The following is a 21,202-nucleotide window of genomic DNA, read 5'->3' on the forward strand; positions in this document are numbered from 1 at the left end:
TCTTTGATGACCCAAAACATTCTATAGATATAGATGTTAGATTATAAAAAAGGAGTCGGTATTGATGGATATTAGACATACAACAAATCCAGAAGATTTTAAGAGTTATTCAACAGAAAGATTAAGAAAAGATTTCTTAATTGAAAATATGTTTGAAGCAGGAAAAATCAATTTAACATACACTCACTACGACAGAGTTGTAGTTGGGGGAGCAATTCCTACTTCTGAAGGACTATTATTAGACGCTGGCGATAGCCTTAAAACAGAATATTTCCTTGAAAGAAGAGAAGTTGGCTTCGTTAATATTGGAGCAAAAGGAAAAATTGTTGTTGACGGAGAAGAGTACGAATTAAACAAAAGAGATTGCTTATATGTAGGATTAGGGAAAAAAGAAGTAACTTTACATAGTGAAGATGCTTCCAACCCAGCTAAATTCTATATTGTATCTTCTTTAGCACATAAAGAATATCCAACACGAGTTCTTCCTATCTCAGAAGCAACTCCAACGAAACTTGGATCTGATGCAGAATCTAACAATCGTACAATTTATAAATACATCCATGGTGACGGAATTCAAAGTTGCCAGTTAATGATGGGTATGACACTTCTAGAGCCAAACAACATGTGGAACACAATGCCAGCACACGTTCATGATCGTCGTATGGAAGCTTATCTATATTTTGATATGGACGAAGATTCAAGAGTTTTCCACTTCATGGGTGAGCCTAGTGAGACTCGTCATTTATTAGTGAAAAACGAGCAAGCAATTCTATCACCACCATGGTCTATTCATTCTGGTGTAGGTACGAAAAACTATACTTTTATTTGGGCAATGGCTGGAGAGAACTATACATTTACTGATATGGACTTCATCAAGATGGAAGACCTTAAATAATATTTTTCATAAAGTACCTGGTTAACTATCAGGTACTTTATGTGTATAAAAAGATAGAATTCGTACTAGAATCGTCAAATTTTTTATTGAAAACTTGTATGAACTACTGGAAAACACGTAGTATAATAAACAAAGTAAACGTTTTAGTAAGTAAATTATTTTTAGAGTAGGAGATAGGGAAATGAGTAAAAATTTAGAGTTATTACAACAAGAAAAATTAGTTGCAATTATTCGTGGAATTTCATATGAATCAGGGGAAGCAACTGCACAAGCACTATTAGATGGTGGAATCAAATTTTTAGAAATCACATTAAATACCGATGGTGCATTAAAGATGATTGCAGATTGCAAAGAAAAATTCGGAGATGATTTAGCAATTGGTGCAGGTACTGTACTTAACTTAGATATGGCGAAAGATGCTATCTCTGCAGGAGCGGAATATATCGTATCTCCGAACCTAGATGAAAGTGTTGTTGATTATGGAGTATCAAAAGGCGTGGACGTTTGGCCTGGAACATTAACTCCAACTGAGATCGTTCGTGCATACAGTCTTGGTGCCACTGCTGTAAAAGTATTTCCAATTGGTGCGCTAGGTGTAAATTACTTAAAAGATATTCGTGGACCACTAGGTCACATTCCAATGATGTGCACAGGCGGAATTAATCTTGATAACGTAAACGATTTCTTATCTACTGGTGCAATTGCTGTAGGATTAGGTGGAAATCTAGTAAACAAACAATTAATTCAAGAGAAAAAATATGATGAAATTACACTTTTAGCTAAACAGTTTGTTGAAAAGGTGAAAGGGGTATAAACATGAGTTCTTTACCTAAAGTTGATTTCGTAACTCTTGGTGAAAGCATGATTTTATTTCAACCTATGCCTGAAGGTTCCATCGCATATGCCCCAATGTTTTCAAAATCTGTTGGGGGAGCAGAGTCTAATGTAGCCTTAGGAATGAGTAGATTGGGGAAAAAAACTAGATGGATTAGTCGACTAGGAAATGATCCATTTGCTGGTACGATTATGTCTACCTTAGCTGGTGAAGGTGTTGACGTGACACATGTCATTCGTGACGACCAAGCACCAACTGCAGTTTTTTTCAAGGAATCAAAAGGGTATGGTGACCCTAATGTATATTACTACCGTAGAAACTCAGCTGCTAGTAAATTCAAACCGGAAGATGTAAAAACAGAGTGGTTTGAAGATGCTCGTCATTTTCACGTCACAGGTATCACACCAGCATTAGGCGAGAATACTACGGACTTAGTTGTTGAAGCAATGAAGGAAGCAAAAAAACAAGGATTAACTGTCTCCTTTGACCCGAACCTTCGTCGAAAGCTTTGGAGTGAAGAAGTTGCTAGAGATACTCTATTATCATTAATTCCACTTTGCGATATTTTTATGCCAGGTTTGGATGAGGCAGAATTTTTGTTAGGAAGTAAAACAGAAGAAGAATACTGTCAAGCGTTTCTTGATATGGGTGCAAAATTAGTAGTACTGAAATTAGGTACAAAAGGATCTATGGCTAAATTCGCTGACACAGTTTTATATGGTGATCCATTCAAGGTAGAATCAGTCGTTGATACGGTTGGAGCAGGAGATGCATTTGCTGCTGGATTCTTATCTGTATTATTAGATGAAGAGAACGTTTTAAGTGAAGGAGTACTTCAAACATCTGTTCCGAAAGCGCTAACTCGTGCAAACACGATGGGAGCATTAGCGACTCAGTTTAAAGGTGACTGGGAAGGTGCACCGACTCTTGTTGAGGTAGAAAACATCGTAGCAGGTAAACAAAATACAACAAGATAGAAATGTTGTGTTTTGTAAAAAAAAATAACAACGTTTGCATTAGATGGATATAAATAAACTCAAGGAGGATTTACTTGTGAAATCTTTTATTCATGATGATTTTGTATTAAGTAATGACGCAGCAAAAACACTTTACCATGACTACGCAAAACAAATGCCGATTCATGATTTCCATTGTCACTTAAGTCCAAAAGAAATAGCTGAAAATAAATCGTTTGCTAATATTTCTGAAATTTGGCTACATGGTGATCATTATAAGTGGAGAGCAATGAGAACACTTGGTGTTGATGAAAACTTAATCACTGGAACAGCATCAGACCATGAAAAATTCCAACAATGGGCAAAAACAGTTCCTTATACGATTGGTAACCCACTTTATCACTGGACACATTTAGAGCTGAAACGTTATTTTGACGTTGATGAATTATTAAATGAGGACACTAGTGAAGATATTTGGAATCATTGCAATGCTTTATTGCAAAAAGAGGACTATACTACTCAAAAGATCATTGCAAAATCCAATGTGAAATATATTTGTACAACAGATGATCCTATTGATAATCTTGAATATCATAAAGCTATTAAAGAAAATGCTGCTATTGAAACAAAAGTATTACCAACATTCCGTCCAGATAAAGCGGTTGAAATTGGTCGTCCAGAGTTTGCATCATATGTTTCTCAACTTGGCGAAGCTGCAGGAGTGGAAATTACGAACTATGCGAACTTACTACAAGCGATTGAAAAAAGAGCTGATTTTTTCCATGAAGTAGGTTGCCGTGTGTCTGACCACGGAATTCAAACATTACCGTTTGCAGAATGTACTCAAGAGGAAGCAGCTGCTATCTTTGAAAGAGCATTAAATGGTCAAACGGTGAGTCCACAAGAAGAAGAAAAGTACAAAACATATACGCTTGTTTTCCTAGGGAAATTATATAGTTCTTTAGGATGGGTAATGCAATTACACATTGGAGCAATTCGTAACAACAACAAACGTCGTTTCAATGAACTAGGTCCAGACACAGGATTTGACTCTATCCACGATTTTGACTTAGCAAGATCGTTAAATGGATTTTTAAATGAACTTGATAGCACAAATGAATTACCAAAAACGATTGTATATAACCTAAATCCTATCCATAATCATATCATCGCAACTGCAATTGGAAACTTCCAAGCTAGCGGAGCGAGAGGGAAAATCCAATTTGGTTCTGGTTGGTGGTTCTTAGACCAAAAAGAAGGTATGCTTGCGCAAATGAAGGACCTTGCTAGCTTTGGTATTTTAAGTTCCTTTGTTGGAATGTTAACAGATTCAAGAAGCTTCCTATCTTATACTCGTCATGAGTACTTCCGTCGGATTTTATGTGATCTTATTGGGAGCTGGGTTGAAAACGGAGAGGCACCAAGAGACTACAAACTATTAGGACAGATTGTTCAAGATATTTGCTACAACAATCCGAAGAACTACTTTAACCTATAATAAAAATCAAGCAGCGAATGATGCTTGAACAAAACAGCCTTCGCTACAGTGTAACGAAGGCTGTTGTCTTTTTTTGAAGCCTTAGGTAAACGAGGTTTAAAGACCATATGGATCTGAAAAAGAGGATGAAATGGCAGATAAACTGAGTTTAAAGACCGCCCCAATTATGAATAAGTTATAGAACTGGCCAATAAAAGCTTCCAAACAGGTAGTGGAACTTTACATAGGGAAAAGAGTGCGACTACAAGCTTTTCTAACCTTACATAGTTTTCACAAAGGGTGGAAAAAATACTATGTACCATAGTTAGAAAGGCTGGTTTTACCATGAAAAAAGTAGTAATCATAGGTGGAGCAGGAAATGTAGGGAGAACACTAATTCATGGATTAATGAAAAAACATGAAATTATTGCAATGGACCAATCGTTTGATGATCCAAATGCAGAGATAGAATGTATCGAAGTAGATGCAACCAATTACCATGAACTTCTGAATAAGATGCCTAAGGACACTGATACGATCATTAATCTACTTGCCACAAAGACGGGAGAGCCTGTTCCAGAAATTGATAAATTTGAAAAGATGACAGATGTTTTTTTCAAAGCATCGTATTATATCTTATTAGTCGCTTCTCATTACAATATTCCACAAGTAATTTTTGCAAGTAGCAATCATGTTACTGATTATTATGAGGAAGAAGGAAATTCACTCTTAGGTAGAGAGATTAATGTAACTGACTATCCTTATATGAGGAGTCTGTATGGAGTGTTGAAGCTTGCTTCAGAGCAAGCTGGATTTATTTTTTCTCAGCATCGTGACGTATCTGTTATAAATATACGAATTGCTTCTGTACCACCGGGAGATGAGAAGAAAGCAATTCAAGAGAAGCCAAGACTAGAGAAAACGTTACTATCAGACAAAGATCTAGTTGAATTATTTGGACTAGCCATTGAATCTAAATCTAGCTTTGAAACGTATTATGGTGTTTCGGATAATGATGGAAAACCGTGGGATACCTCTGACGCTACTCGTGAATTAGGATTCCGCTCCAAAGAAAATAGTGAAGATGTTTTGAATTCACATAAAAACGAATAATCAACATATCACAATCTAGCATACTCATTATTAGAAAAGGAGTTCTATCTAATATCTTAGATAATGATTATTACTTAAACCATCGTTTCTTACTATACTGTAAGTATAGCCAAATTATTTTGGAGGTTTTATATGACAACAGTAAGGTTATTTCTGGTAGGGGATTCTACAGTGTCAAGCTATGATTCCTCAAGGGCACCTAGAGCAGGTTGGGGGCAAGTGCTACATAATTATCTGAATGATCAGATCGAAATTAGGAATGAAGCTGCATCTGGAAGAAGCTCCAAAAGTTTTCTGGATGAAAAAAGATTTGTACCAGTAGAAGAAATTATTGAGTCTAGTGATATTCTAATCATTCAATTTGGACATAACGATGAAAAAGAGGATCCTGAGAGGCATACAGAACCTTTTACAACCTTTCAACAATATTTAACAACATATATTGAACTGGCACTAGAGAAGGGTGCTTCTCCAATTCTTGTAACCCCTGTACAAAGAAGAAGCTTTGATGAACAAGGGGTGTTCTTTGAGACGCATGGTGATTATCCTTTGGCAATCAAAGAGTTAGGAAAGAGATTAGACGTTCCTGTTATTGATTTGGGTGAAAAAAGCAAACAATTACTTGAAAGCCTTGGCCCAGAAGCTTCAAAAAAATTATTTTTGTGGTTTGAACCTGGAGAAGAGGAAAACTATCCAAACGGCGAAAAAGATGATACTCATTTTTCCGAATATGGTGCAAATAAAATTGCACAACTAGTGATAGATGAATGCAAGAATCATAGCTTACCATTAGTAGATTATATTGATTAGCAAATTTAGGAGGACAACATGTCATTATTTCAAAAAATACAATTACCAACGTTTTCAGTTCAATCACCTATTATCCCAGAAACTACTTTTTCAATCACAGATTATGGAGCAATTGGTGATGGAGTACATCTCAATACAGAAGCTTTTCAACAAACAATAGAAGCATGTTCAGATAAAGGTGGAGGAAAAGTTATTGTTCCACCAGGTATTTGGCTTACAGGTCCAATTACGTTAAAAAGTAAAATAAATCTACACTTAGAATTTGGTGCACTAGTTTTATTCACTCCAAACTTTGAAGAGTATCCCCTTATCCAATCCACGTTTGAAGGAGAGGAAGTAATTCGTTGCAAATCACCAATTGACGGGGAAAACTTAGAACATGTTGCAATAACTGGAGCAGGAACGTTTGATGGCTCTGGAGAAGCATGGAGACCAATAAAGCGTTTTAAAATGACAGAGATGCAATGGAACAAGTTGTTGAAATCAGGTGGAGTAGTAGATAAAGATGGGGAAATATGGTGGCCAACTGAGAATGCTATGAATGGAGCAAAAAAAGTAAAGGAGCTTCGTCAAAAGGGCTCTACCAACATAGAAGATTATGAGGAAATTAGAGAGTTTTTACGTCCAAATATGGTTAGTATTCGAAAGAGTAACTATATTCTAATAGATGGACCAACGTTTCAAAACTCTCCTGCTTGGAATGTACACCCTTGGATTTGTAAGCACATTACAATGCGGAACGTTACAATAAGAAATCCTTGGTTTTCACAAAATGGCGATGGTTTAGATTTAGAATCGTGTCGTTATGCCATCGTAGAGAACTGTATATTTGATGTTGGGGACGACGCTATTTGTGTAAAATCTGGGAAAAACGCAGAAGGAAGAAAGCTGGGAATACCAACGGAAGATGTGATCATTCGTAACTGTGAAGTGTACAGTGGCCATGGAGGATTTGTCGTTGGTAGTGAAATGTCTGGCGGAGTTAGGAACGTGGAAGTAACGAATTGTACATTTTATGGAACGGACACAGGACTACGCTTTAAAAGCACACGAGGACGTGGTGGTGTAGTAGAAAATATAGTAATTAATGATATCCGAATGAATAACATTAAAGGGGAAGCTATCGTATTCCATATGTTTTATGAGATCTCAGATGAAGATGTTGTAAAGGGAACAGTTCCTGTCACGGAAGAAACTCCTATTTTCCGAAATGTTTCTATTGAAAATGTTGTAAGTACAGGTGCTCAAACAGGTATCTTGTTAAAGGGTTTACCTGAAATGCCACTGGAAAATCTATTTTTCAAGAATTTATCGTTTACTTCTGTAAAAGGTGTTATTGGTTCTCAATGCTTGAATGTCCACTTCTCTAATGCAACAATGCTAGTGAAAGAAGGTTCACCATTTACATTAGAGAATTGTAAAAATACGTCTGTGAATGAAGAGCAAATCGGAGAAGGAAAAGTTACATTATCGTAATCTATTAAGTTAGGAGAAATGTAATGGAGAAACAACATAATTTACTGTTAATTGGTCATGGAAACATAAGTAAAGCGTATGTAAAAGCTTTTTCTAACATGGACAACGTAAGAATCGCTGGTGTTGTTGGTCGAGATATGGATCGAGTACAAGAGTATGCTAAGCTACATTCTATTCCTCACTTTGGAATATCTATTGAGGATGTTGCTAGGGAAAGCAATGCTACTGCAGCGGTAATTTGTACACCAAATGCACTTCATTATGAAGGTGTCATGACAGCATCGAAGTTAGGTCTTCATTGTCTATGTGAAAAACCATTGGACATTTCTATAGAAAAACAAAATGAAATGATAAAAAGCTGTAACGATAAAAATGTCAAATTAGCAGTATCCTATATGAGACGGTTTATTGAACATTTGTGTTTTGTAAAAGAAGTAGTTGATTCAGGAAAACTAGGGAAAATTACGGTTGTAGATGTTACTATTAAGCACTTCCGACCGAAAGAGTACTACAATACATGGCATGGTACGGTTGAGATAGATGGTGGTGGCCCCTTTATTCAACAAGGAAGTCACATTATTGACTTAGCTTTATGGTTAGGAAATGGTTATGATGAAGTTCTTCAAGCAAAAAGGTTTCAAGTTTATCATGATATCGAAACGGAAGACCACGGTTATGCTGTAGTAAAATATAAGAATGGTGCCATTGGAATGATTGAAGCCTCCACAGCTAGTTTTGGAATGAAGCAAGAAGGGATAGAAATTTCAGGAACCTTAGGATCCATTGCAGCAAATTATGAGGAAATTACAATGTTTGATGTTCCTAGTGAATCATTACCTCGTTTTACAAGAGACAATTCAAATGAACAGTTGTTTTTATACTTAGCGAAGGATTTCATTTCTTCTATTGAAAAAGACGATGCGCCTTTTATTACTGGTGAATCTGCAAAAATTGCTACTGAGCTTATAAAAGAGATTTATAATGTTGCAGGAGATCCTATAAAAATGTGGAATGAAGAAAAAGGGAAAGAATAAAAACTATCTATTTTTTTTGGAAGGGGATTTAAAAAATGTCTGTAGGAGTTTTAGCACACTTATTTGGGAAATTACCGTATAAACAGCTTGCATATGAGGTGAGTTCTCAAGGGTTTACACACGTACAACTAGCTTTATGGAAAGCGATAGAGGATTACGACTTCAATAAGCCTGGTTTATTAAACCCTGGATTAGCAAAAGAAATAAAAGATGAATTCGCTAGACATGGTGTTTCTATTTCGGTTCTAGCTTGCTATTTGCATTTCTTTGATCGTGATGAAGAGGTGTTACGTGAAAATATTGAAAGATGTAAAGAGCTTGTTCGATATGCTAGCTTCCTAGGTGCGCCCGTTGTTGCCTTTGAGGTAGGGAAACCGAATGGAGAAGCAGATGCAAACGATTGGGCAAGACTGAAGGAAACGATTGAAGAAATCGTAGAAGAAGCAGGAAGATGGGGAGTAATCGTAGGAATTGAACCTGCAAATGATCACCTTATTGGAACAGCAAAGGAATTATTGGCAATGCTAGAAGAAATTCCTTCTTCTCAAATTGGTGTCGTACTAGACCCAGGAAATTTGCTACACGAAGGAAATCTGGATAATCAAGATGAAGTTATCCGTGAAGCATTTGATTTATTAGGGAGTAGGATCGTTGCTTGTCACGCGAAAGACCGAATCTGGAAAGATAATGAGGTTGTTACAGTACCTCCAGGCAAAGGACAAATGAATTATGAACTTTACATGGAGCTACTAGCTAAATATAAACCACACTGCAATATTATTATGGAAGAAGCTCAGCCACCACATCAAATGAAAGAATCAAAATACTATATCGAAAATATTCAACAAAAAGTTACTAAATAAACTTTGTATAGAAATTAATGGTATTTTTTATGCCCCATGCAAGTTGAAATTTGCACCATGGAGGATGAAAATACGTTATAAGATGTTTTAGAAACATCAACTTCCTATAGAATGAGCGAATGCCCACGGAACTCCAGTGGGAAGCAGAGCAGAGGCGAGACACCGTAGCAGACGGGAGCCAGGATGGCGACATGACGCCGTTGCCCACAGGACGTGGGCAGTAGCGAATGGAATAAAAACCAACAATATTAGGAATACTAGATAAGTTAACCTCCAATTGAGATTACGTATTTTAAGGGTTAACAACCAAAAAATTGTCAATCTACAAAAATAATAAAACAAATGTATTTTTGTAGATTGACATCTATTTCATAGAGACTTATAATAAAAATAACAACGTTGTTATTTTATAATAAAACAACGATTAATAAGGAGGACATTATGGCATCTACACATTTACATGTTAATAAAACAGATAACGTAGTGGTGACGTTAAAGGAATATAAAGAAGGCGAAGTATTACAATTTGAAGATAAAGAAATAACAATAAAAGAAGATATTCCATCAGGACATAAAATTGCACTTGATACAATTGCTCAAAATGAGAACGTTATCAAATTTGGTTTTCCAATTGGTAGTGCAAAAGAAACAATTGAAGCAGGATCTTGGGTTCATACGCACAACGTAAAAACAAATCTTGAGGGAACCCTAGATTATAGTTATAATCCGAAACCTTCTAAGGTTAAAAAAGGCACTTCAGAGAGAACTTTTAATGGGTACGTTCGTGAAAATGGTGAAGTAGGAATTCGTAATGAAGTATGGATTATTAATACTGTAGGCTGTATTAATAAAACATGTGAAATTGTTGCGAAAATGGCAAACGAGCAATTCAAAGACGAAAAAATAGATGGTGTGTATCATTATTCACATTTATTCGGCTGTTCGCAGTTAGGTGATGACCTTCATAATACGCAAAAGATCTTAAGTAATATGGTTCATCATCCAAACGCAGCAGCAATTCTAGTTTTGGGTCTTGGCTGTGAAAATAACTATATCGATGTATTTAAAGAAGTACTTGGTGAGTACGACGAAAGACGTGTTAAATTTTTAGAAGTACAAGTAGCACAAGATGAAATTGGCGAAGCGATGGAACTCATGGAAGAGCTTGTAGACTATGCTAAAACTTTTGAGCGTCAGCCTGTTCCAGTTTCTAAACTTAAGGTCGGTTTAAAATGTGGTGGATCTGACGGATTCTCTGGTATTACTGGTAACCCACTATTAGGTTCATTCTCAGACAAACTTATTTCTCACGGAGGTTCAACTATTTTAACTGAAACTCCTGAATTGTTTGGTGCAGAAGAAATGCTAATGGAAAGAGCAAAAGATGAAGAGACATTCACTAAAATCGTCGATTTAGTAAATGATTTTAAAGAATACTTCATAAAGCATGATCAAAATGTATATGAAAACCCATCACCTGGAAATAAAAAAGGTGGAATTACAACATTAGAAGAAAAATCCTTAGGAAATGTTCAAAAAGGTGGATTTGCTGAAGTAGTGGATGTTCTTCCATACGGTGATCGTATGAAAGAAGAAGGATTAACACTATTACAAGGTCCAGGAAATGATTTAGTATCTGTAACAGCATTAGCTGCATCTGGAGCACATATTGTTCTATTTACTACAGGTCGTGGTACTCCATTTGGAGGTCCAGTACCAACAGTAAAAATTTCAACAAATTCTGATTTATACAATAAAAAGAAAAACTGGATTGACTTTAACGCTGGCCAATTAGTAGAAGGAAAAGACAAAGAGGAATTAACAGACGAATTCTTTGAATACATCATTAAACTAGCATCAGGTGAATTAAAGACAAATAATGAAAAATTTGGCTTTAAAGAAATTTCCATCTTTAAAGATGGAGTTATACTATAAGAATTAATATTTTCTGAGAAAGATAGATTCTGAGAATAATATTGAAGAGCTTCAGCCTAAGAGTAGTTACTTCATGATGGATGAAAATATGATGTTAGTATTGTAGTACTATTCACTTTATATGGAATGAGCGGAAGTCCACGAACTCCAGTGGGAAGTAGAGTAGGGGCGAGACACCTTAGTGACCTAGTCGTGGAGGTGGCTCGGCAACTCCCCACTGGAAAGGAGTGGGCAGTAGCGAATGAAATATGAGCCCACAGGATTAGTAATACTAGATAAGTTAACAACTAATGATATTACGTATTTTCAGGGTAGACAAAAAGCAAATTATAAAAAATAGAAGAGGTGTACTATGAAACAGTTAAACAAATCACTAACAAAAGCAGACATGAATGCAGCTGTAGAATATAACATTCAAGAAAACTTACCAGAAAAAGTATTACAAATTGGAGAAGGTAACTTCCTTCGTGGCTTTATCGACTGGCTTATTCAACAAATGAATAATAAAGGAGTATTTAACGGTAAAGTAGTTGTAGCACAGCCTATTAACTTTGGAAAAATGATCGACATGTTAAATGAACAAGATTGTCTATATACAGTAGTACTTCAAGGTGTTCAAAATGGTCAAGTGGTAGATAAGAGTGAAGTTATCTCTTCTATCTCTAGAGCATTAGATACTTATAATCAGTGGGATGAGGTACTAGCTGTTGCAGCATCATCTGACTTGGAAATCGTCATCTCCAATACAACAGAAGCAGGTATTACCTATGTTCAAGAAGAATTTACAGAAGGTGTAGTTCCTGAATCATATCCAGCTAAATTAACCGCATTACTTTACCACCGTTACAAAGCGTTTAACGGAAGTGCAGATTCTGGATTAGTAATTGTTCCTTGTGAGTTAATCGAAGAAAATGCAGTGAAGCTAAAAGAACTAGTTCTTCAATTAGCATCAGAGTGGAATTTACCTGCTGAATTTACAACTTGGTTAGAAGAAAGCAATAAATTCTGTAATACGTTAGTAGACCGCATCGTACCTGGTTATCCTAGAGATACTATCGACGAAGTGACAGAAATGTTAGGTTATAAAGATAATCTAATCGTAGTTGGTGAACCATACCACATGTTTGCAGTAGATGGAGATGAAGAGGTTCAAGAAAAACTTCCGTTCCACAAAGCTGGATTAAACATCAAATGGGGAGACATTACACCACACCGTGAATTAAAAGTGCGCCTTTTAAACGGTCCGCATACAATGATGTTCTCAGCTGCATACTTATATGGTGTTGATATGGTTCTAGAAGTAATGGAAAATGAAACATTACGTAAATTCGTTAACCAAGGTTTTTCAGAAATAATGCCCACGGTTCACTCGGAAGAATCTGAAAAAGTTGCATTTGTAGAAGCTGTTACAGAACGATTCCTAAATCCATATACGAAACACTATTTAACTGATATCGGCTTAAATGCAGTTTACAAGTTTAAATCAAGATTATTACCTTCAGTAAAACGTTATGTAGAAAGTGAAGGAACTCTTCCAAAAACGATTACTTTCTCACTTGCGTCACTATTTGCTTTCTATCGTCCAATTCGTCAAGAAGAGAATGCGTTAATTGGTAACCGTAATGGTGTAGAATATACAATGAGAGAAAATGATAACGTTATTGAAGCATTAGCAACTGGATGGGGTAAATTTGAAGCTGGTGAAATGAGCATCAATGGACTAGTAACGACTTTATTAGCTGATGAGAGCATTTGGAGTGAAGACTTAAATCAAATTCCTGGTTTAACTGACGCTGTTACTTCATACCTCCAACAAATTGTTGATGAAGGTATGAAAGCAAGTGTAGAGAGCTTAGTAAAGTAAATTATACAAGATAAAATATAAGAAGAAGACCTTACATTGTAAGGTCTTCTTCTTATATTTTACTCATTCGTAGAAGCATTTTCTGCCTTTTCTTTTTGCTTCTGTTCATACTTTTCTTTTTTTGAAACTAGTGTTCTGAATGCGAGATTACCAAGCCACATAATATATAAACCAGTTACACTAACACTAAAGAAGGGAATTAATCCTGGAACTCTCATAAATATATAATAAAGTGCTGCTATACCTACAGCCATTAAAATAGTAATATGGAAATTTGTAATGCCTATCAAGATTGCAAACTTGAAATATTCTTTTAACTTAAGATCATAGTGTACATATACAGGGATAATGTAGAATGTGAATGTTAGGTAAAGAATACCAGCTAAGAACAATACAGCTAATAGTACCGTGTGCAACGTTCCTTCTACAAGAGATAAATATTGTAAATCTATATAGAGAATATAACCAATGATCAGAATTACCAGTCCAAAGATATTTCCTTTTATAAATTCTGTTTTAAATGTACCGAAGAAAGTTTTAAAAACCGGAATATCAAATTCACCTAAAATCCATTTTCTTAGTATGGTAAACATTGCTATTGAAGCAGGCATAAAACCAAAGAAAAATAAGCCAATTGTTGTAAATAATATCCACAATAAATTAACATATGCTAGCCTCATGATCCATTCACTTACTCGATAAAAACCACCCATTAATCCACCCATTTGCATAATATATCCCTCTTCTCTCTATCTTTTAACAATACATTTTTAACATTAGATATCTCAATTATTTAAAGCGTTTACTTATTATATTTTACCATAGTTTTAAGTATATGAAATTATTATCACAATAAGTTCATTTAATAGTTAAAAACATGAAAGAAAGATAATAAAAATTAAAAAAATCACTTTAGTAGTGGTATAATAGTAGGAGGTCAATAGCATTCTTCGACAATTTTCTGCTGTCTACTTTTAAAACATAAAAATATAACAATTATAAGAACATTTTTAAAAAATACTGTAAAAAGAATTAAAATAAATTATACTTACTTAAGTAAAATTGGGTAATAAATTTCTATTGTTGGAAGCGTAATCAATTTTTATGTACTTTCTATGTACTAGTTAACGTCGTTATACCTGGGGGAATTACAATGAGAAGTAGAAGCTTATTTTCAAAATTAATTATGTTTGGATGTTTAATTAGTATATTACCTGTTATTATAGTTGGAACTTTTTCTTACGTTCAATCAACAAATGAGATTCAAGCAAAAGTAAATGAAGAGAAGCTTTACTCCATTAGACAAATTAATTCCAATGTTGAACAAATTTTAAGAACTGTCAATCACTCATTAAATTCAATTATAGATTCAAATATGATGATGGACGCGTTAGATGTTCATATGATTGGTTATGACTTTTTAATTCATCGAGAACTGAGAAGGGAGTTAATTACCCTACAATCTATGGAAACTAGTGTCGATGATATTATCATCATAAATAAAAATAATAATTGGTTACTTAATAACGTAGGGGTTTATCGATTAAATGAACACTCAGATAGAGAAATGTATGAAACATTTTTTGACTTAGAAGTAAGATCCTCTTGGGTTTTAATTGACAATACTGATTTTTCTCCTAATTTTACAAAAACTGATTGTGGCTACACAGTTAGCTTAATTAAACAACTTCCTATTAAAGCAAGTGCCAAGTATGGATTAGCAATTGCAAACATTCCAGCTTGTCAATTAGCAGACCTAGTTCAAATTGATATGGAATCAGAAGTGTTTTTAATTGTGGACGAGAATCAAAAAATTATTGTACATCATGATGAAAATATGATTGGAAAGACATTACAAGATGCGGGTTACATTGAAAATATGGAATTAATGAATGATGAGATAGGTCAATTCGATACTTTCTTTGACAATAACCCGTATACTGTTACGTATCACCAATCAGATTTTAATAATTGGACGTATTTAACCTATCATTCTATAGACAGCTTAACAAGAGATGCTAAAAAAATTGGATGGTTTACTATTTACGTGATGTTAACAATGATAGCTATTTCTCTAATAAGTGTTTTAATTATATCGAAGCGATTGTATTCTCCTGTGGATCGGGTTGTTAAGTATATACAAGATCAAATTCCAGATGAAAATGGAAAAAAAGAAACTGAATTTGAGATCATTGAACAACAAGTAAAACATTTATTTTCATCAAAAACTGATATGGAGTTAGAATTAAAAGATCATTCAAAGCAAGTACAAGCAATATTTTTGAATCGCTTATTTCTTGGGAATTTTAAGTCAACGGAAGTATCGGAAAAAATTGCATACTTTGGTCTAAGTACTATTGTAGATACTTGGACTAATCATTCAGTATTAACGTTACAGATAGATACATTAGAGAATTCTAACTATGAGCAAAAAGATAAAGATCTGTTATCATTTGCGGTGTCAAATATAGTAGAAGAATCTATATCTTTGAATAAAAGACTGCCAACTGTTTGGCTAGATAATACTCTTGTTATCTTAATTGGTTTTACAGAAAATGATCATGGAAATATGGATGATATTTTATATGAGATAACGGAACAGTTGCAGGAAAATATTGAAGAAAATTTAAGTATCTCAGTTAGTATTGGAATTAGTATGCCGTTCGATGAACTGAAAAAAGCCTCCACCGCTTATAGAGAAGGTGTAGAAGCACTTAAACATCGAATTAAGTTAGGAAAAGGGGTTATTATACAATATAGTAGCATTAACTCAGGGAAAAGCTCCATAATTTATGATTATCCAAGGCGTACAGAAGAAGAGTTAGTCGTTGCAATTAAATTAGCAGAGAAAGAAAAAGCACTCGAGAATTTAGATCTTTGGATGGAGAAACTATTTAATACATCTCAAACACCAAGGGAATATCAAATATCAATGATGAAATTGCTAAACAACTTATTAACAGTTAAACAGGAAAATAATATTAGTTTTAAGCAGATTGATGTGTATCACGAATCATTATATGAAGAATTATTAGTACTTCAAATGAAAGATGAAATAAGTGAATGGTTTAAAGATAGATTAATTTTACCTTTAATTAATGTATTTAGTGAAAGAAGAGATTCTCAATTCCATAATTTATCGGAAAAAATAATTGATTTAATTCACAAAAACTATGATACAGATATTACATTAGAGGAATGTGCGGCAAAATTACACTATAACGCAAATTATTTAAGTAGTGTTTTTAAACAAGAAACAAATCATACTTTTAGCGAGTATTTAGCAAACTATCGGTTTAAGTTAGCAAAGAAATGGCTAACGGAAACAGATATGACAGTAAAAGAAATTGCAGATAAACTAAAGTATAATAACTCGCAAAACTTTATTAGATCTTTTAAGAAGCAAGAAAACATGACACCAGGACAATATAGGCAATTAAATACGAAAGAATCATAAAAAGTGACACATCATATTTTGAAATATGATGTGTCGTTCCTTTTTTTACACTTCATGCTGCAAGTAAAGTATCTATTTGATGACCAGCATATTTTTATACTTGATTAAGAAGAATAACATATCAATTAAGCATATTTTTATGGGTAGAGTGAATATCATTTCCGAATAGTTATGTCTACTAGTTACGATTACCTAAAACTAATACATTCTTGCCATTCCATTCATTTTTGGAAATAGCAGCAATTAAATAGCTGATTTATAAATTGTATAATCATTATGTTAGATTGCTGTAAATCACTCCCTTGTAAGCGCTTCAACATACAGACGGATGATGTATTGATTATGTACGATATTTAATTTGGTGTATTACACTTTGGTTAGACAACGAGGTTGCTTTGAAAGGGGTGGCTCATAAAAGGATATTCAAGTTCATTTGAAAGTTAAAAAATTTTTCCTTCAAATGAAAACGTTGTCATTGTTTTGTTCTTGAGTTTGGGATGTATTCCTATAAAGTAGGAATTAATATATCCATAAAAAAATGAAAAGAATTATGGGAGGGTTAATGAATGAAGAAATCAAGTAAACTTTTATCTCTATTAGCTGCTGTAATGGTAGTATTTATGCTTGCAGCTTGTGGAAACAACAATGCAACTGGTGGGGGAACTTCTGAAAGCGATAACAACGATAACAACAAAAACAACAACAATAACAACAATGAAGAAGTTGCTGATGAACCGGAAGAGCCGTTTACTATTAAAGCAATGTACAATCTTCACACACCAGAAACTCCAGATGATTACTTAAAAGAACTATTAGAAACAGCGACAAATACAGTACTAGATATTCAATGGGTTCCAGACGGAAACTATGAAGAAAGATTAAACACAGCTTTTGCTACAAATACATTACCAATGGTAGTACCAATGGGCTTTAATTTCTATAACCAATTTAAAGATGCAATCCGTGCTGATCAATTTTGGGAAATTGAGCCATACTTAAGTGAATTTGAAAACTTAAGTAAATTAAAACCAGAAGTTTTAGATAACACACGTGTAGATGGTAAACTGTATGCACTTTATCAAGGACGTCCTTTATCTCGTCAAGGTCTAATTTATCGTAAAGACTGGGCTGAAAACTTAGGAATTGAAGCTCCAACAACTACAGAAGAGTTTCTGGAAATGGCTAGAGCATTCACAGAAGATGATCCTAACCAATCTGGATCAAAAGATACGATTGGTTTAACAGATCGTAGTGACTTAATCTATGGTGCGTTTAAAACAGTGGCTTCTTGGTTTGGAACTCCGAACCATTGGGGAGAGCAAGACGGACAATTATTACCTGAATTTATGTTTGATGAGTATGTTCAAACAATGGACTTCTTTAAAGAGATGCATGAAAATGGATATATGAACCAAGATTTCCCAGTAACAAGTAAAGATGATCAACAAGCAATGTTTAAAAATGGAACAGCTGGTATGTATGTTGGTTCTATGGCTGACGTGTTGAGTATCTACAATGATGCAAGTGATTTAAATCCAGATGTAGAATATGAAGTAGCAAATAGAATTGCAGGTCCAGATGGTGAGTTTGGAGTATGGGCTATACCTGGATTTGGTAGTGTTGTTTTATTCCCTAAACAAGCTATCGAAACAGAAGATGAGTTAAGAAAAGTATTAGCGTTTTATGACAAGTTAATGACTCCAGAAGTTTCTAACCTTTTAATTTGGGGTGTAGAAGGAGAGCATTATGAAATCGTAGATGGTGGAATTCGTGTAATGGACGAAAACCGACAAAAAATTGACACTCAAGTAAGACCATTCCTTTCTATGGAAATTGGTGAGCCTGAGACAAATGGTCGTTTTGAAATGGTAGCAACATATGAGACTCGTGCTAAGGCAGATAAGTTGATTGTAGATAACAATGATTTCTTAATTCACAATCCTACTGTTGTGTTAGATTCTGAAACACATGTAACACACGGAGACAGATTACAACAATTGATTAATGATGCAACATATCAATATATTCTTCGTCAAATTGATTTAGATGGTTTCAATGCAGCGGTTGAACGTTGGAAAAACGATGGTGGAAATGCTATTATCGAAGAGTTTAACGCTTCAAGAGATGCAATTAACTAATTGGATATAAATTAGATAAAAGAGTGATTCACAATTGTGAGTCACTCTTTTTACTATTGTTGGGATAAATGAAGTAAAGAAAATATATAATAACAATTAAATCATATCTAGAAATGAACGTCTTTAAGTACTATATCTTGGTTCTACCCTGAAATACGTGTACCAGATTAAATATGGAATACTAACTTTGTTGCTTATTATTCTTATCGCTACAGTCCACTCCTTGCACCCAAGGGAACAAGCGCGATATCCGTTCATTCTTCACGGTGTCTTTTATGTTGTGTGGAGTTGCCGAGCAATCCTACAATAGGCCTGGCCTAAGAACGTCCACGTCCTAAGGGGAACGGTGCAATCTCGTCATCCTGGATCCAAGCTTCGTGGGATCTAACATCTTCTCTACTTCCCACTAAAGTTTCACAGTATCTTCTCATTATATAAGGAGATAGAGTAACTTAATTCCTCTGGAAACATTATTTAGTTTTTCAACTACATATCTCTCCTTTGTTTAAAATGTGACATAATTCGTAAGTTTTCTACATTTACTTGATTCTAATAAACACTATATGTAAAATTATTATGCAAAAAAAGATAGAAAAAAGTCTGTAAAATAAAGCTTTAAAAGGGTAATAATCATTTCCTTAGTTACGTACTTACATGCTTAGTTAAAGATGTTAGTAATAAAGGTTTTTTACAGTATATGAGGAATTGATTATATTCAAAATGTTGTAAGTCATCTAGTATCGAACTTGTAAGCGTTCGCTACAGATAAACTTGGGAGGTTAATTACATGAAGAAATCAAGCAAACTTTTATCATTGCTTGCTGTACTTTCAATATTAGTATTAGCAGCATGTGGTAACACATCTAGTGGAAAAGAAAGTGGAGGGAATACAGCGAGTGATTCTGATGAGCCATATACAATTAATGCTATGTATAATTTGCACACGCCAGAAACTCCAGATAATTACCTAAAAGAACTATTAGAAGATGCTACAGGTACAAAATTAGACATTCAATGGGTTCCAGACGGTAACTATGAAGAAAGATTAAACACAGCTTTTGCAACTAATACATTACCAGCTGTTGTTCCTATGGGATTCGGTATGTTTAATCAATTTAAAGATGCTATTCGTGCAGATCAGTTTTGGGAAATTGGACCATATTTAGAGGAATTCGAAAATCTAAGCAAACTAAAACCTGAAGTATTAGAGAATACGAAAGTTGATGGAAAGATTTATGCTTTATACCAAGGTAGACCATTATCTAGACAAGGTGTTATATATAGAAAAGACTGGGCTGATAACTTAGGACTTGATACACCAAAAACAACAGAAGAGATTTACGAAATGGCAAGAGCGTTTACTGAAGATGATCCAAATCAAACTGGCCAAAAAGATACAATTGGTCTTACGGACAGAAGTGATTTAGTTTATGGAGCATTTAAAACAATTTCTTCTTGGTTTGGAACTCCGAACGGTTGGGGAGAAAAAGATGGAAAATTATTACCAGAATTTATGTTTGACGAGTATATTCAAACTTTAGATTTTGTAAAAGAATTGCATGAAAAGGGATATATGAATCAAGATTTCCCTGTTACTAGTAAAGATGATCAACAAGCTTTATTTAAAAATGGTAGAGCAGGTATGTACGTAGGATCTATGGGTGATGTTATTAGTATCTATAATGATGCAAAAGATCTTAATCCAGACGTTGAATACGAAGTTGCAAACTATATCGAAGGACCACATGGTGAGTTTGGAGTATGGGCTATCCCTGGATATGGTAGTGTTGTATTGTTCCCTAAATCTGGAACTGAAACTGAGGATGACTTAAGAAAAGTATTAGCATTTTATGATAAGCTTATGACACCAGAAGTTGCTAATCTTCTTGTATGGGGTGTTGAAGGTGAGCATTACCAAATTACTGATGGTGGAATTGAATTAATGGAAGAAAATCGTCAAAAAATTGATACACAAGTACGTCCGTTCTTATCCATGGAAATCGGTGAACCAGATACAAATGGAAGATACGAAATGGTAGCAACATATGAAACAAAAGCAAAAGCAGACCAATTAGTGAAAGAGAATGAGAAGTATTTAATTCACAATCCAACCGTTACTCTGGATTCACCAACTTATGTAACACACAATGATCGTTTACAACAATTAATAAACGATGCAACATATCAATATATTCTTCGTCAAATTGATTTAGATGGATTCAACAGTGCGGTAGAGCGCTGGAAAAACGATGGTGGGAACAATATCATCGAAGAGTTTAATGCTTCAAGAGACGCAATTAACTAAGTATAAATAACATAAAAAATGGAGTCGATATTATTCGGCTCCAT

Annotated in this window: 15 protein-coding genes; 14 read left to right on the plus strand and 1 reads right to left on the minus strand. The window is 34.4% G+C overall.

Going from position 1 to position 21,202, the window contains the following annotated elements:
- Positions 1-64: 64 nt before the first annotated feature.
- The 11 genes from kduI (at position 65) to ACERII_RS11095 (ending at position 13,258) form a co-directional block, all read left to right on the plus strand.
- Positions 65-895 carry a 5-dehydro-4-deoxy-D-glucuronate isomerase gene (kduI, locus tag ACERII_RS11045; protein WP_373642343.1) on the plus strand — a complete coding sequence of 277 codons (831 nt, stop codon included), beginning with the start codon at positions 65-67 and terminating at the stop codon, positions 893-895.
- Between the two features lie 181 nt (positions 896-1,076).
- Positions 1,077-1,709, plus strand: a complete 633-nt coding sequence (locus ACERII_RS11050; protein ID WP_373642345.1) for a bifunctional 4-hydroxy-2-oxoglutarate aldolase/2-dehydro-3-deoxy-phosphogluconate aldolase — start codon at positions 1,077-1,079, stop codon at positions 1,707-1,709.
- Between the two features lie 2 nt (positions 1,710-1,711).
- A complete protein-coding gene (locus ACERII_RS11055) occupies positions 1,712-2,707 on the plus strand; it encodes a sugar kinase (RefSeq protein WP_373642347.1) in 996 nt (331 codons plus the stop codon).
- Between the two features lie 76 nt (positions 2,708-2,783).
- On the plus strand, positions 2,784-4,184 hold the full coding sequence (gene uxaC / locus ACERII_RS11060) for a glucuronate isomerase (protein ID WP_373642349.1): 1,401 nt from the start codon (positions 2,784-2,786) through the stop codon (positions 4,182-4,184).
- A 324-nt stretch (positions 4,185-4,508) separates the two neighbouring features.
- Entirely contained in the window at positions 4,509-5,276 is a 768-nt protein-coding gene (locus tag ACERII_RS11065) for an NAD-dependent epimerase/dehydratase family protein (RefSeq protein ID WP_373642351.1), read from the plus strand.
- Between the two features lie 132 nt (positions 5,277-5,408).
- Positions 5,409-6,086: a rhamnogalacturonan acetylesterase gene (locus ACERII_RS11070; RefSeq protein WP_373642352.1), complete on the plus strand. Its 678-nt coding sequence runs from the start codon at positions 5,409-5,411 to the stop codon at positions 6,084-6,086.
- 18 nt (positions 6,087-6,104) lie between these two features.
- Positions 6,105-7,562, plus strand: coding sequence for a glycoside hydrolase family 28 protein (locus ACERII_RS11075; RefSeq protein ID WP_373642354.1), 1,458 nt, complete (start codon positions 6,105-6,107; stop codon positions 7,560-7,562).
- 23 nt (positions 7,563-7,585) lie between these two features.
- Positions 7,586-8,596, plus strand: coding sequence for a Gfo/Idh/MocA family protein (locus ACERII_RS11080; RefSeq protein WP_373642355.1), 1,011 nt, complete (start codon positions 7,586-7,588; stop codon positions 8,594-8,596).
- Positions 8,597-8,631: 35 nt separating this feature from the next.
- Positions 8,632-9,459: a sugar phosphate isomerase/epimerase family protein gene (locus tag ACERII_RS11085; protein WP_373642356.1), complete on the plus strand. Its 828-nt coding sequence runs from the start codon at positions 8,632-8,634 to the stop codon at positions 9,457-9,459.
- Between the two features lie 441 nt (positions 9,460-9,900).
- A complete protein-coding gene (locus ACERII_RS11090) occupies positions 9,901-11,394 on the plus strand; it encodes a UxaA family hydrolase (protein WP_373642358.1) in 1,494 nt (497 codons plus the stop codon).
- A gap of 352 nt (positions 11,395-11,746) precedes the next feature.
- On the plus strand, positions 11,747-13,258 hold the full coding sequence (locus ACERII_RS11095; protein WP_373642359.1) for a tagaturonate reductase: 1,512 nt from the start codon (positions 11,747-11,749) through the stop codon (positions 13,256-13,258).
- A gap of 59 nt (positions 13,259-13,317) precedes the next feature.
- Here ACERII_RS11095 and ACERII_RS11100 read toward each other — a convergent pair whose 3' ends face one another.
- On the minus strand, positions 13,318-13,989 hold the full coding sequence (locus tag ACERII_RS11100; protein WP_373642361.1) for a YesL family protein: 672 nt from the start codon (positions 13,987-13,989) through the stop codon (positions 13,318-13,320).
- A 422-nt stretch (positions 13,990-14,411) separates the two neighbouring features.
- Between ACERII_RS11100 and ACERII_RS11105 the strand changes: the two genes are divergently transcribed.
- From ACERII_RS11105 to ACERII_RS11115, 3 genes are all read left to right on the plus strand, one after another.
- Entirely contained in the window at positions 14,412-16,715 is a 2,304-nt protein-coding gene (locus ACERII_RS11105; RefSeq protein WP_373642362.1) for a helix-turn-helix domain-containing protein, read from the plus strand.
- A gap of 566 nt (positions 16,716-17,281) precedes the next feature.
- On the plus strand, positions 17,282-18,853 hold the full coding sequence (locus ACERII_RS11110; RefSeq protein ID WP_373642364.1) for an extracellular solute-binding protein: 1,572 nt from the start codon (positions 17,282-17,284) through the stop codon (positions 18,851-18,853).
- Between the two features lie 787 nt (positions 18,854-19,640).
- Positions 19,641-21,158 (plus strand): extracellular solute-binding protein, encoded by a 1,518-nt coding sequence (locus ACERII_RS11115; protein WP_373642365.1) that lies wholly within the window; start codon positions 19,641-19,643, stop codon positions 21,156-21,158.
- The last annotated feature ends 44 nt before the right edge of the window (positions 21,159-21,202 follow it).

This window comes from Evansella sp. AB-rgal1 (genome assembly GCF_041820985.1).
Lineage (GTDB): Bacteria > Bacillota > Bacilli > Bacillales > Salisediminibacteriaceae > Evansella.